The 14,908-nt window shown below is 44.2% G+C and carries 12 protein-coding genes; 7 read left to right on the top strand and 5 right to left on the bottom strand.

Annotation, left to right across the window (positions count from 1 at the left end; translation table 11 throughout):
* Positions 1 to 248 precede the first annotated feature (248 nt).
* Positions 249 to 1,334, top strand: a complete 1,086-nt coding sequence (gene nagZ / locus IP485_RS05455; protein ID WP_198326350.1) for a beta-N-acetylhexosaminidase — start codon at positions 249 to 251, stop codon at positions 1,332 to 1,334.
* 148 nt (positions 1,335 to 1,482) lie between these two features.
* Here nagZ and IP485_RS05450 read toward each other — a convergent pair whose 3' ends face one another.
* Positions 1,483 to 3,063 (bottom strand): OmpA family protein, encoded by a 1,581-nt coding sequence (locus IP485_RS05450; RefSeq protein ID WP_227686420.1) that lies wholly within the window; start codon positions 3,061 to 3,063, stop codon positions 1,483 to 1,485.
* Between the two features lie 343 nt (positions 3,064 to 3,406).
* Positions 3,407 to 5,083 (bottom strand): hypothetical protein, encoded by a 1,677-nt coding sequence (locus IP485_RS05445; protein ID WP_198326349.1) that lies wholly within the window; start codon positions 5,081 to 5,083, stop codon positions 3,407 to 3,409.
* A gap of 478 nt (positions 5,084 to 5,561) precedes the next feature.
* On the opposite strand from IP485_RS05445, the gene IP485_RS05440 reads away from it, so the two are divergent.
* From IP485_RS05440 to IP485_RS05415, 6 genes are all read left to right on the top strand, one after another.
* Positions 5,562 to 6,170 carry a rhomboid family intramembrane serine protease gene (locus IP485_RS05440; protein ID WP_197174641.1) on the top strand — a complete coding sequence of 203 codons (609 nt, stop codon included), beginning with the start codon at positions 5,562 to 5,564 and terminating at the stop codon, positions 6,168 to 6,170.
* A 92-nt stretch (positions 6,171 to 6,262) separates the two neighbouring features.
* Positions 6,263 to 7,240, top strand: a complete 978-nt coding sequence (locus IP485_RS05435; protein ID WP_198326348.1) for a metallophosphoesterase — start codon at positions 6,263 to 6,265, stop codon at positions 7,238 to 7,240.
* 99 nt (positions 7,241 to 7,339) lie between these two features.
* Entirely contained in the window at positions 7,340 to 7,891 is a 552-nt protein-coding gene (gene purE / locus IP485_RS05430; protein WP_198326347.1) for a 5-(carboxyamino)imidazole ribonucleotide mutase, read from the top strand.
* Positions 7,892 to 8,119: 228 nt separating this feature from the next.
* Complete coding sequence (locus IP485_RS05425) at positions 8,120 to 9,460, top strand: 5-(carboxyamino)imidazole ribonucleotide synthase (RefSeq protein ID WP_198326346.1); 1,341 nt, start codon at positions 8,120 to 8,122, stop codon at positions 9,458 to 9,460.
* Entirely contained in the window at positions 9,460 to 9,909 is a 450-nt protein-coding gene (locus tag IP485_RS05420) for a YaiI/YqxD family protein (protein ID WP_194363609.1), read from the top strand. Before IP485_RS05425 ends, IP485_RS05420 begins: the two co-directional genes overlap by 1 nt.
* Before the next feature lie 335 nt (positions 9,910 to 10,244).
* Positions 10,245 to 10,886, top strand: coding sequence for an NAD(P)H-binding protein (locus IP485_RS05415; RefSeq protein ID WP_198326345.1), 642 nt, complete (start codon positions 10,245 to 10,247; stop codon positions 10,884 to 10,886).
* 224 nt (positions 10,887 to 11,110) lie between these two features.
* Here the strand turns inward: IP485_RS05415 and epmA are convergent, their stop codons facing one another.
* The 3 genes from epmA to IP485_RS05400 form a co-directional block, all read right to left on the bottom strand.
* Positions 11,111 to 12,154 (bottom strand): EF-P lysine aminoacylase EpmA, encoded by a 1,044-nt coding sequence (gene epmA, locus IP485_RS05410; RefSeq protein WP_198326344.1) that lies wholly within the window; start codon positions 12,152 to 12,154, stop codon positions 11,111 to 11,113.
* An 82-nt stretch (positions 12,155 to 12,236) separates the two neighbouring features.
* Positions 12,237 to 13,355 carry a 4-phosphoerythronate dehydrogenase gene (locus IP485_RS05405; RefSeq protein WP_227686419.1) on the bottom strand — a complete coding sequence of 373 codons (1,119 nt, stop codon included), beginning with the start codon at positions 13,353 to 13,355 and terminating at the stop codon, positions 12,237 to 12,239.
* A 77-nt stretch (positions 13,356 to 13,432) separates the two neighbouring features.
* On the bottom strand, positions 13,433 to 14,590 hold the full coding sequence (locus tag IP485_RS05400) for an AI-2E family transporter (RefSeq protein WP_227680460.1): 1,158 nt from the start codon (positions 14,588 to 14,590) through the stop codon (positions 13,433 to 13,435).
* Positions 14,591 to 14,908 lie beyond the last annotated feature (318 nt).

Raw genomic sequence — 14,908 nt, 5'->3', positions numbered from 1 at the left:
CCTTTCTCACGCTGACAAATATCAGGTACTAGGTATTTATACCAACTGCACATAAGTGTTAACGTACCATTCTCATGCCGAACTGACTGTATTTATTTTAGCGTCATAATCTACCTTATTATGCTCGGCTCATAATAGCTGTCATAATAAGCATATCTCTATAAAGGCAATTTTTGGATAATGGCGAACAGTTTTTCAATACCCTTCGTTCGTCATATAACACTGTATAACATAATAAGGATTACGCGATGTACGGCGTTTTAATGATAGATATTGATAGTACTGCGCTGACGGCTGAAGATATCAGTTTGATTAAACAAGCACAGGTTGGTGGGGTCATACTGTTTGGTCGTAATGTGACCGATGCCGCTCAGGTGCGAGCACTGTGTGATGATATACGCTATCACAACCCCGATATCCTCATTGGTGTCGATCAAGAAGGCGGACGCGTCGCAAGACTGCGCCAAGGATTCACAGCGTTGCCTGCGATGGGTCGATTGGGTGAATTGTTCAATACAGACCCAAGCCGAGCACTCAATTGTGCTTATGATTGTGGCTACCTGATGGCCGCTGAAGTATTGTCTGTTGGTATCGATTTGAGCTTTGCGCCAGTGTTAGACAGAGATGGCATCAGCCAAGTAATTGGTGACCGTAGTTTTCATCATGAGCTGCCAGCCATTACCGCATTGGCCACACAGTTTATGCGCGGTATGAAAGCGGCTGGCATGGCAACCACGGGCAAGCACTTCCCTGGTCATGGTGCTATCGCGCCTGATTCTCATGTGTCAGAAGCCATCGATACGCGCGGTTTGGATGAGATTATCAATAGCGATATGCAGCCCTTTGCACAGACACTGCCATGGCTTGACGCCCTGATGCCAGCACATGTTATTTTTTCACAAGTGGATGATAAGCCCGCAGGATTCTCTAAAATTTGGCTAAAAGACATCATCCGCGATCAGCTGCAATTTAAAGGTGTCTTATTTTCCGATGATTTGTCCATGGCAGGGGCAAAAGCGGCTGGTGATGTCAGTGCGCGTGTCAAAGCAGCCATCGGAGCGGGCTGCGATATTGCGCTGGTATGTAACGATCGCATTGCTGCTCATGAAGCGGCCGCTGCTGCTCAAGACTTACCGTACCCCAATCAAAAACGCATCAAAGCCATGTGTGGCAAGATACCAAAGTGGCAGGGTGATCTTGAGTCGACTTGCCAGCAGTTTGACTACTGGCAACAAGCAAAGCAGAACATCACGCAGACTTTTTTTGACGATCCATCTGAGACTACGATTATGGCAAAGCATCATGAGCCGAAAGATCCCACTGCTTATAAGTAATGGGTAAATATGTTGATGTACTAACTGATCATATGCCCTCATTCAGTCTACTTAATAAAAAACCGCACCTTATAAAGGTGCGGTTTTTTATTATTAAATGCCGTTAGAGCCAGTGTATAATAAACAGGCTCTCAAAGCGCGCTATGGATCAATTGGCTGACGTCGCGTCATCATCATCTGGTAGCAAGTCATCATTATTGCTATCTAATGGGTTCAAGTCAGGGTTGAGTGAGTCACTGTTGATGGTCATACCATCGTTTGCACTGACAACCTCGTCATTGACCATAAACTCAATACGGCGGTTACGAAAACGGCCCTGTTCTGTTGAGTTATCTGCCACAGGTTCTGACTCACCCATGCCTTTGGTCACCAATTTACTTGCATCAATACCTTTAGAAACCAAATAGGCTTTTACTGAATCAGCACGCTCTTGCGATAGCTTCAGGTTATAAGCATCAGATGCTTGACTGTCTGTGTGGCCGATAATCATAAGCTTCATATCAGGAACTTCGGTGATAATTTTTGTCGCACGGTCTAAAAATGCTTTGTTTACATCTGGAATCACTGCTTCATCCACTTTAAAATTGATAACTTGGATACTCAGCGCACGAGCCACATCACGTGGATCTGGATTTTCACCCAGATTATTCATGGCAACATCTGCAGCAGCCAAGCTATCATCGATCTCACCTTGCAAATCTAGCGGGCCTTCTGCTTGTACCGTCATCGCAGGGGCAGCCGCTTGTAAGTCAGCTATCAGCTTATCAAGTGCGGCCTGATCAGGGGCATTGACCGTGATGGTATCGCCTTTAATAATCATACTAGCATTTGGAATGTTTTTGATAATAGGCAATATCGTTGCCAGTTGAGCCGCTGCGGGCATGTCTGTTGCAAAACTGTCATCAACATCCACACGGCATTTATTGGCCTCATCACCAAACACACTGGTCAAAACATTCATCACATTGGTCTGTAAGGTCTCATCACCGACGCTTAGATTGCAGGCATACAACTGTCTATTTTCACCTGTAGCAATACGCAAAGATGCTGGCTGAATATCTGCTAGCGCTGCACCTGACTCATTACCTTGCGCCACTTGCTGCGCTACAGCCGCGGCTGGCGTGGCTACAGGTTCAGGATTTTCTTGACAGCCTCGCAACAATGCCCAAGCCAATGCACCCAATATAATCAAGCCAATAATCGGTAGCAGTGCTTTCATAAAGCTACCTTGCGGCTCTTCTGTACGTTGCAAAGGGGCCGTGCTCACAGTATCAGAAATGGGCGTACCTGTTGGCGTAGCGGCTAGTGCACTGGCAGGTAAGACCGCCGCTGCCCATGCAGGAACATGATGCTGGTAACTACCCAGATTGTCATGCAAAAATTGCGGTACAGGTGTGGCGCCAGCCAAACTCTTGATTTCGTGAAAAGCAAGCGGCGCTGCCATGGCAATCAGGCCACGTGAGTCCGTCACATCTACGTCATGCTGACTTGCCAGCTCACGAGAGATCTGGTCACGCTGCCCGCCTTCTTCCCAAACCCGATCATAAAAAGCATTGTCATCACGGGCGATAGTCTCATGAGCAAAACGATCATAGGTGCTACCATCTGCGAGTCGAGTCGCAAAAATGGCATAAAACTGCTCAAGTAAATTCTTTTTCGCTGGGCTACTGCCCTCCTCTAACACTGCTGGACTGACCGTGCGTGTTAAATGGCTAATGATATCCATCATATAGTTCTCCCTTTAATTTTTATTTGGGTATGTTCTGATTTTAAAATAGTAATAAGAATAGACTGCGGACAAGTTAATATTGCTTACTTTATGCTGTTCTAGTCTATAACCTTACTTAATGATAGATATTATAAGAGCATTAATAGAACCGTCACAGTCGATGCGTTGTTGTACAAATGCTACATTAAGTAATATTTCCGTCATTACACGTAATCGTAAAGTGACGAAAATTCTGACTCCAGATGATTGAATACAGAATGTCATACAAGCTTAGATCGCTCTTAATGAAAGCACGTTAAAGCATCTACTACCATGCGTTGATATTGATTGACCATCACAGCGCTCACTGCCTCACTTGTGCAGGTTCAGCCATAATGATCGTACTTGCCATCTCATCCACTTCTGATTGTGAGAAAGGGCCTGGCGGTCTGGTCGTTCTATTATTTGAAGGTAAGTTGTTAGAGACGTTATTCGGCACGTTCGCTGGCATATTGTTGGGAGTATTGCCAAAGCCATTATTGTTATTGGGCAAAGGAGCAGGTATCACACGATCACCAGTGTCATCATCTGCGGCTTGGTAGTCTCCATTTGCACTATTTAGGCCGTCATTGTTATATTGATTATTAGCGTTAGCGCCATTCTCAAACTGATTATGTGGCCCATTCATGCCTGCCACACCATTTGTCATATCGCCATTGCCAACACTATTAGGAAGTGGCAAGGGTGCATTGCTATCGATTGCCATGGCCGGTACTAGACTACGTACATTTTCCACCAATTGCTGCAACATTATGCCATCTGGCGCGTCTAGTATGAGTCGATCATTTTGCAGTTGCAGACGAGCAAATGGCGTCGATCTAAGCATGGTTAGGACGTTAGGGATTATCTCTGTCGGCATATTGGTGATACTGGTGGATCTACCCTCCTGTATCGCCAACTCGCAAATACTTGCTTGCTCCCCAAAGCTTGTATTGACCGCCTGTTGTATCGTGCTTTGTAATGCTGCGTCACCCACTGTCCCGCTACAGGTATATAGGTTGCCAGTATTATCAACACCGATGATGAGCTCAATAGGCGTTGTCTGCACAGGCGGTTCTGGTATGGGCGGTGGTACAGCAGGTACAACAGCCACGGGCGCAGCAGGTATCTCACTATTGGGTTTGATTAACAATGCCCATGCTGCTAGCGCTAATGCAGCAACGGCGATAACCAATAAAAACACACGTATCAGCAAGTCGTTTCTTTGATTTCGAGTTCGAACCTGCTCACGTTTTAGGCTACCATTTTCTGCCAAGTGATGCGCGGCAGGGCTGGCATGGATAGCATCTGACATGTCCGCATCTGAGGCGTTAGGCTTTGGCAGATCGTTGCCTTGGATGTTGCTGCTTATACTATTTTGGCTATTACCTGTTTGTTCTGCATACGTAGCCGCTGCACTTGTATCTAGATTGGCACTAGAGATAGGGCTGACCATCAAATGATCCGCTTTATGCAATGAGACCGCAGTGACTGGCTCTTGGTCACTATCTTCGCCAATACTTTGCGGTGATGGAGGCTCAACACCCTGTTCAGTATTCTGTGTCGCAGTGATGATAGGCGCAGACCATATAGGCAAATAGGGACGCAGTGCTGCCTGCTCTTTTTGTAGAAACGCTGGTAAAAACTGACCATTGGCTAAGGATTTTAGCTCTCGATAAGCCAAGGGTGCGGCATTTATCAATAGCTGTGTGGTCATAGACTCATCGATATGATGGGTGGCCGAAAGCTCTTTTATAATGGTTTGTTGCTGGCTGTGATCTTGCCACAGCTGCTCAAACAGAGGGGCTTCAGTAATATTGTCATTGACCACTACTTGATCGGTACGGAGTAATTGCGAGTAAACCTTCGATACTGACAAACGTGCCGCTAAGATGGCATAAAACTGCTCCAGCAAACTGATATATGCCACACTGTCTAAATCGCTGCGCGTGCCCAGTACTGCCGGCGTAACGATTTTTTCTAACTGGTCAATAATACTCATAGATCACGGCCTCTTTTGGCTTTTTAAATCCATAAAAATTAATCATTTATTTTTGCTAACAGATAGATGGTTACCCTATCTTGCGATAGTATCGTCATTTATGTCAGCATAAACGTCGCTAAATAAGTTTCACTTACTGTACATGATACACTGCTACATTATTCCCTAAAAAAGCATAAAAATGCATCGTGTTGTCACACAATAACTATTTGTACCATCATAACTGCTGTTAATATTACTTTAATTAAAAGCTTATACGCTGTATTCAGTATGATCTGTACTGCTTTGTAATACAGCCGCTACTTATTAGTAGCCACTAGTTAACGGCTACGAGCCTTTTAGTACAAGTTATATAGCCATAGTAGCAACCTATCAATTATCGGTCATATGTTAGTTTTCATTCCGCCCTAACGCTTAGGCTTTGAACATTGTCATTTGTAACACTGTCACATACCAGGCATGGCCTAAGGATTTTCCTTTGTTAAACCATACGACCCTTATTATTATCATCACGGTTATTGTCAGCTTATTGGCTTGGCAAAACAAGACACTATTCAATCGATTGATTTTTTACCCACCAGCGGTAAACAACGGCCAGTGGGATCGTTTTGTGACGCATGGCTTTATTCATGCAGATAGCATGCACCTGCTCTTTAATATGTTCACGTTGTACTTCTTTGGTCGCGCTATCGAAGGACTATATCAGTCATTCCTATTTGGCTATGGTTTTGTGGTTTTTTATGTGTTGGCGATTATTGTTGCCATGATTCCAAGTTATCTGAAAAATAAAAACAATGCCAGTTACTTAAGCCTTGGCGCATCGGGTGGTGTATCAGCGGTACTGTTTGCTTTTATTTTGTTAGCACCATGGGAAAAAATCTATTTATTTGCGGTTTTGCCTATCCCTGCGATATTATTTGCCGTCGCCTATGTGTTTTATAGTATCTATGCTGACAGACGAGGTGGCTCAAACGTCAATCATATGGCACATCTGTGGGGCGGCGGATTCGGCATTATCGCGACGATTGTTTTAGAACCAAAGGTATTGCCGCACTTTATCAATGCGCTACTCTCCCCTGGGTTTTAGACTTCCTGACGTTTGAACAAAGTTATAATAGCCCTGTATTAGCTTTATATTTTATCCACATTACCCTTATATTTGAGATTGAATAATTCGTTATGATTATAGACATTATCGGTGATATCCATGGCTATGCAGATAAGCTGGTAGGCCTGTTAAAGCAGTTAGGCTATGAGCATAATGGTCAATACTTTGTCCCGCCAGCTGGACATCGTGCTTTGTTTATTGGTGACTTGATTGACCGTGGCGCGCAGCAATTGGCCACGCTCGAGATTGTCTTTGCGATGCTCGATGCCGATGTCGCGGATGCGGTGATGGGCAACCATGAATACAATGCATTGGCTTATGCCACTCCAGATCCTAATCCTGATATTGATACGGCCACGCAGTATTTGCGCTCACATAATGAGGTGCATAGGCGCCAACATGAGGCGTTTTTGGCAGAGATCCCATTTGGTTCAGCAATGCATCAGTACTGGTTGCAGCGCTTATATGAGCTGCCATTATGGATTGAAACCGACTACGCCTGCTTTGTTCATGCTTGTTGGGATACCGACAGTATGAATTTATTAAAGCCATTGCTAACTGATGATAATTGCCTGACTTCCGAAGGACTGATCGCAACGGGCAAAGAAGATACCGTAGCGTTTGACGCGTTAGAGCGGGTGTTGAAAGGTGTGGAAACACCGCTCCCTGATGGCATCGTCATGGTAGACAAAGAAGGCACTAAACGTACACGCGTCCGTGTGCGCTGGTGGCTTGATGAGTTAAATGAGCGAACGCTACGTGAGGTAGCACGCGCGCCAACCTCTGCACTGGCGCAGATACCGTCTGATGCACTGGCTAGTAATATCGATTTTGCTCTCAAAACGGATAAGCCAGTGTTTGTCGGTCACTACTGGCTGACGGGTTCGCCTGAACCACTCAGCTCACAAGTTGCCTGTACTGATTACTCAGCAGCGGTGGATCACGGCTATTTGACTTGCTATCAGCTCGACACCGAGCAGCCACTACCGCTGACCGCTACTCAGTTTGTACAGCATTGTCATGATGATATCCAAACCGTCGCTGAGTAATATCTGCTCTATCGGCATCACGAATGCATTAAACATCAAACTTGGCTTTACGAATGCAGCAAAACTTTTGTATCATGGTCTTTTTGAGGATATCCAATCATGAGCACCACGAATACTGCTACCGATCAGAACGCGCCAATCACATCACCGAACGGTCAGCCAAAAGTCGGCATAATTATGGGTTCGCAGTCTGACTGGGCAACCATGAGCGCTGCCGCACAGCTGTTAGCAGATTTTGATATTGCCTTTGATTGTGAGGTGGTCTCTGCACATCGTACGCCTGATCGGCTATTTGATTATGCCAAAAACGCTAAGGCCAATGGCTTGCAAGTTATCATCGCGGGTGCAGGCGGCGCTGCGCATCTGCCTGGTATGTGTGCCAGTCAAACGCCACTACCTGTCTTTGGCGTCCCTGTAAAATCCTCTATGCTCAGCGGTTGGGACAGTCTCCTGTCTATCGTACAAATGCCTAAAGGCGTTGCCGTTGGCACATTGGCCATTGGCTCAGCAGGTGCTTACAATGCTGCTCTACTTGCGATTCAAGTCTTGGCCTTGCATGATGACACGATTGCTACTAAGCTAGATCAAATGCGACAGTCTCAAACTGAAATTATTCTTGCTAGTCCAACGCCAGGGATAATAAACACCTAATTGTCGATGCCTCAATCTTTAGTAATGAAGAGCTTATAAATATGGATTGATGCTAAGTGACAGTAGGGTTTTGATATCACTGGTTAGGTGCAAGCAATTGGCTTTATTTTAAGAAAAATCTTACAAAGTATAAGGTGCATACAGTGCACCTTTTCCTATTTTATATAATTGAATTTTTACGTTTCATACACCACACATTCTATTCACTTTTTATTTAAAGAGCCTGCCATGACTACAGCAAACGCTTATCCTGTTACCCAAACCATTCGTACCATCGGTATTTTAGGTGGTGGTCAGCTAGGTATGATGCTTGCCGAAGCGTCCATGCCACTGGGTTATCAATGTGTGTTTTTAGAAGACAGTGCTGACAGCCCTGCTAGCCTATACGGCCGAGTCTTCCACAGTGATCAGCTAGCGGCTTTTATCGAAGCCGCTGATGTGTTTACCTTGGAGTTTGAAAACACACCGACGACGACGGTCGAGCAGCTGACTGAACTGTCAAAATCTGGTAGCAAGCAAGGCATGTTTCCACCATTGATTGCGCTTGATATCGCCCAAGACCGTCTCAAAGAAAAGCAGATGTTTAATGACCTTGATATCGCTACCGTACCTTTTGTGGAAGTCAGCTCAGAGGCTGAATTAAAGCGAGCTTGTGATGAGCTAGGACTGCCTATCGTACTCAAGACCAGTCGCGGCGGTTACGATGGTAAAGGGCAGTTCGTCATCAAACAAGACAGCGATATTAAAGCTGCTTGGCAAGACCTTAAAGATGCGGTCACTGGAAAAGGTTCACTTACGCCAACGCCAGCACCATTGATTGCAGAAGGGTTCGTAAACTTTAGCCGTGAGGTATCTATCATCGCCGCACGCGGGCAAAACGGTCAGGTACGTTGCTACGATTTAGTCGAAAACCATCATCACCATGGCGTTTTGGCTAAGACCCAAGCACCTGCCGTCGGTACTAGCCATCTGTTCAAAAACGCCACGGATGCCATCACCAAAGTCATGAATCATCTTGACTATGTGGGTGTCATGGCACTTGAGCTGTTTGTGACCAAAGACGCGCGTGGTCATGATATGTTACTGGCCAATGAAATCGCGCCACGGGTTCATAACTCTGGACATTGGAGTATTGAAGGTGCTGTCACCAGCCAGTTTGAAAACCATATCCGCGCTGTCGTCAACTTGCCATTGGGTGATACAGATAACGTGCATCCTGCAATCATGGTGAATGTCTTGGGCCAATATCCAGATATCAGCGCTGTTTTAAACATCGATGGTGCTCACTATCATAGTTATCATAAAGCGGAGCGTGACAATCGAAAAATCGGCCATATTACCTTGATGCCCAATGACGTCATGGATTTGGAAAAATCAATGACCAAGCTAGTGGCGATATTGCCAAATAAAGTGGGTTTGGACAAAGAGTATCCTAGCATCAATATACAGCCTAGCACACCAGCTACCGAGACAGAAAACGATGCTAAGAACAGTGCCATAGCTGATGATCTAGACAATAAAGACAGCCTGACAGCTTCTTCATCGAAACCTGAGAAGGCCAAGAAATAATGCAGATTTGGGTGGATGCAGATTCAGTACCATTGATTGCCAAAGACTTGATTATCAAAACGGCTGAGCGGACAAAGACGGTAGCGATATTCGTGGCCAACCAGTCAATCAAGCTACGAAAGTCACCGTTACTGGTCATGACAGTGGTACCATCAGGATTTGATAAGGCTGATGACTATATCGTTGAGCAAATACAAGCAGGCGATCTGGCCATTACTAGCGACATCCCTTTGGCCAACGATATTTTGGACAAAGGGGGTATGGTGCTGACGACACGCGGTGTGGTTTATGATAAAAACAACATTAAGCAAAAGCTCAATATGCGTGATTTTATGGATACGATGCGTGGCACTGGTGTACTAGAGCTACAAGAAATGAGCGGACAAAAACCTTATGGTGACCGTGATAAAAAAGCCTTTGCTGATGGATTAAACAAATTGGTTCGCTGATTTCTAGTATTCAGCTGACATCCTGAATCTGGTTTATTACCTTGCTAACGTCTATTCTCAACTATATTTAGCTTATTTTTCCTCCTTGCAAACCGTATACACTGATAACCAAATACTATTAAATCGGCACGCTTCATAACGAAGCCTGCCGATTTTTTTGTTACTCTATATCCAGATTTTGAGATAAATACTTTTACTCTATTGTTGATAAATACTTTTACTCTATTGTTGATAAATACTTTTACTCTATTGTTTTAGGTTAATAATTAACTTAGCTGATAATTCAAATAGTAGTTTTCTATAAATGATAAACTTATATAAGAATAGGAATGATTATGAAAATTTTAGTAGTCGGTGCCAGTGGTCGCGTGGGAACAGATTTGGTTAAGCAGTTATTGGCTGATGAGCATCAAGTGGTTGGTACGACCCGTCAAAAAGAAAAGCTGTTTAAGGATAAGCATTACAGTCAGTTGGATTTGGACATCACTGCTAGTAAAGAGTCTATCGTAGAGCAGCTTGATCAAGACATAGAGGCCGTTTATTTCGTTGCCGGTTCTGGTGGCAAAAACGTGCTAGAAGTTGATTTACATGGTGCTGTCAAAACCATGCAGGCGGCCCAAGAAAAAGGCATCAAACGCTATATTATGCTCAGCTCTGTCTTTTCGCTAGAAACTGAAAAATGGGAAAATAACCCTGGTATCGCAGATCTGAAAGAATATTATATCGCTAAGCATTATGCAGATCATTGGTTGGTAAACAACAGCACGCTTGACTACACCATTGTACAGCCAGGCGCTTTAAAAGAACGCGCAGGTACGGGCAAAATCACTATCAACGATACCAGTTCTGGTGAAAATGCCATTGAAGATGTGGCAACTGCATTGGCCGCCGTTTTAACAGCAGATAACACCATAGGAAAAGTCTTTAACTTGCATAATGGTGATATCGCTATCGGTGAGGCAATTGCTACTGTATAAGTAAATTCAGTATTAAAAATCGAGCTGCGTATTCAGTTGCTTATATTGAACTTTAGAAGCAGCTCATAGAAAAGGTCGTTACCAATTCGCCAATACTTAACTGGTGAATCGGTAACGACCTTTTTTCATTCATTGTGTCGCTAAGTGAGTCATTTATAAATAAGTCTTATATAAATGATTTCTGGATAAAAGAGGTATAGATGAAACTGAAAACTTCTAACAACTTACGCTTGGCCACTAGGGAAAGGAATCACTTCTTCTACACTGCTTGCGCCTGTTATGACCATCAGCAATCTATCGATACCGATAGCGATGCCACTAGCAGGCAGTAAATCATCAGATGCTGCTAATAGATGCTCATCGATAGGCATTTGGGGTAGATTATGACGTGCGCGTAATTGATTGTCTTGTTCAAAACGTATCCGCAATGTCTGACCATCTGTCAGCTCGTCATAGGCGTTAGCAATCTCAATACCATTGATATATAGCTCAAAGCGCTTGGCGATTGTATTGCCTTCTTTATCTATGGCAGTCTTTGCTAATGCGGCGGTCGCAGGCGGATAATCTATAATCAGCGTTGGCAAATCATGACCTAAATTTGGCTCTACTGCATGGCTAAATAATAAATCCAGCCAGTTTTGGCGGCGATTTTCCTCAGTGTCAGTATCTGTGCCAGCATTAGTATCGATGTCATTAAAATCAAATCCTAACAGTCCCCTATCCTCTGCCACTGCTTGTAAAGCTGTTAGACTCGCTTTCAGTGGATGTATACCAACAAAGTCCATAAAGGCATCGACATAGCGATAATGACTCATCACTACCGGATGACCATACAGCGTCTCTAGTAATTCATTCAGCTCAGCAGCCATATTATCTAAACTGTAATGAGGCTGATACCACTCTAGCATCGTAAATTCGATATTGTGACGGACGCCTATTTCATTGTCTCGAAACACAGGACAAATCTGATAAATAGGTACTTGCCAGCTGGCCAATAAACGTTTCATCGCAAACTCAGGTGATGTATGTAAATAATAAGTATGTGGTCGATCTTGATAGGTCACCTGCGCTGCCACTGACTGCAAAAAAGTATCGGTATTGCCCGCTTGTGATAACAGCGGCGTCTGTACTTCAAGCACTTGCCGACGCTCAAAAAACTGCCGTATCTCACTCATGAACTGTGCACGGCGCTGCGCCATCGCAAGTGTCATGGTTGGCGCATACGTTGGCTTAGCGTCTGAATTTAGGATACTGCTTGATTGACTCATAATAACTCGCTGCAACTAATGCGCTGCAAATAACTAAACATCGATGACTAAAAGAAAATGATTGAACCCTGTACTCAAAACCTTAAGACTGCCACTCACGGCGCAGATGATAGGTACGTCTTAACCCATCAAAATCGGCGCCACTGACTTGCCGCTCAGGTGTTTCACCAGATACTTTATCTCGCAGTGATGCATCATCTTGCATGATGTCATAAAACTTTATCAGTCTATCTGGATGCGCTTTTAATTCAGACCATAGAAATAAGTTAAGCGGTAATAACGCATGCATAGACTGCGTGGGTACAACGTCTAACTGCTCACACAACGCATCATAAATGATTTGCGTACCACGCAGTTTACCTTCTAGCGTATAGCCGGCGATGTGCGGCGTGGCAATAGCAAGCTTGGACAGTAGGCTTTTTGGAACTTGTGGCTCGTGCTCAAACACATCTAACACCACTTGGCGACCAGTACGTTCTATATCTGCTGCTAAATCTTTTGCATTAATCACAGGGCCACGCGCACTATTGATCAGCATGGTATCGGACGGCATCATTGCCAATGTCTTTGCATCAATCAGATGTCGGGTTGGATAATCACTACCTTTAGGATTATTATCCTCTTTTGCATTTGTCAAAGGCACATGCAAGCTAATCACATTGCTTTGGGTCAGCACTTGTTCGAGGCTGGCATTATTAATATTAGAGCTTGGCAATAATGGGTCGTAGCCCAATACCTGCCAGCCCAAATCATCAGCATACTGAGCCAGTGTACTGCCGATATTACCAAGTCCAATGATGCCCAGTGTTAATGGCTGCTGTACATAGTGTGGGCGTAACGTCAAGATAGCCGTTAGCACATACTGCGCCACAGAGTGCTTGCTACAGCCCGCAGCATTAGCAAAAGTAATCTGACGGCTTGTCAGAAAATCTTGATCGACGTGATCGGTACCAATAGTCGCAGAACCAACAAACTGTACGCTTCGATTGTCAGCCAACAACGCTTCGTTTACTGGGGTCACAGAACGTATAAGCAAAATATTAGGTTGCAGTTCTGCAAGTAATGCTGAATCAATATCTCGACCCGCCACCGTGATAATATTAACGGTTTGCTCATTCATTTGACCAAGTTTTGAAGCATTAAAAAACGCCTCTAAACTAGCAATATTACTATCCGCCACAATAGTTATGGTGTTGGCCATATTAGTCTGATCTTTCATAGCATTTCAACGTCTTTATTAGTTATCAATCATTGCACCTGTCATTGGCAGACTCTGGCTCAGGCATCGTTGGTATTTTGTTCTAGCTCTGGCTCGCGCGATCTCGATGGCGGCCGCGCCTGAGGATCAGACAGCAATATTTCTTGCTGAGCGAATATCTCGTTTTTGTGCTGCGATATCCATTCACGCCATACGGCAAGTCCGATTGCCAATACCACAGGGCCTATAAACAAGCCCACGAAACCAAAGGCTGTCAAGCCGCCCAATACTCCGATAAAAATAATAATAAAGGGAATTTTGGTCGCGCCGCTAATAACGATAGGACGAATCAAATTATCAACCCAACTGATAACCAATACGCCCCATAATGCCAAGCCAATACCTTCTGTGGTATGCCCTTGACTCATTAACCAAATAGAGACAGCACCCCAAGCGAATGGTGTGCCAAATGGAATCAAGGCAACAATAAAAGTCACAATGGTCAATAAAATCGGACTTGGTGCACTAGCGAAATAGTAGCCTACACCAGCCAATAGAGCCTGTGCCAATGCTGTCAGTCCAATACCATATACCACAGCACGCGTGGTCGTACCGACAGAGTCGATGTAGCCATCAATGCGATTGCCAATGATATTACGCAGTGCTTGGCGAATCTGACGGACCAAACTGGTGCCATCACGGTAGAAAAAGAACAAGGTCATCAGCGCCATACCAAGCTTTGCCAAACTACTGAACACCACATCGAATGCAACTTTGCCATAATATAAGTGCGACTGAACCCAAAGGCGAAAGGCCTCTAACGTACCTTCAGGGTTTTTATTGATTCGCCATAGCACATCTTTGACTTGCTGCCCAATAATAGGCAAGTCTTTGACAGAATCAGGCACATCCAAATATCCCACTTTGATACGATAAACCAAATTACTTATTAAACTGAGCGCTTCTTGCTGCAAGACAAAGACCCCAATCACAAGCGGCACACCTATTATCAAGGAGATACTCATCGTCATGATAGCAGCACTAAAATTAGGACTTAGCTTGACCTTTTCATGAAAAAAGTTATAAATCGGAAACGTAACATACGCCAAAATTGCGGCCCATAGTGCCGGTACAATAAAAAACTGCACCACTTGAAAGCACAATACAAATAGCGCAATCAGTAATGTAATTGCCAATAAGCGTTGGATAATAAATTCTTTTGTCCAGTTTTCAATCATAGCGTATAAACCAAGAGTGGACAGCAAACGATAACGTTACTGGCCAGTTTACAAATATGCGATGAATACCAGTCTATAGGCCGTGCCTATAAACGATATCCACTGACGAGGGTGGTAAATTCTGAAGATAAGGTTTTAAACTTATGGTTCTAAATATATAACTAAAAATATGATTCATTTGTGAGAACATATGATGTCATCACATCATTTGTCATATAGCATCGTCACATGATACCTGTCATGTGGTGGCAGCTTATAACGCTAGCGACAAATCCCGTAAACAACGCTGCTATCACGTTTTATTATGCAATAAAGTAT

Origin of the sequence: Psychrobacter sp. NG27 (genome assembly GCF_016106655.1) — a bacterium.
Taxonomy (GTDB): Bacteria; Pseudomonadota; Gammaproteobacteria; order Pseudomonadales; family Moraxellaceae; genus Psychrobacter.
Note: the sequence above shows the minus strand (reverse complement) of the source record. Positions and strands in the feature narration are given on the sequence as shown.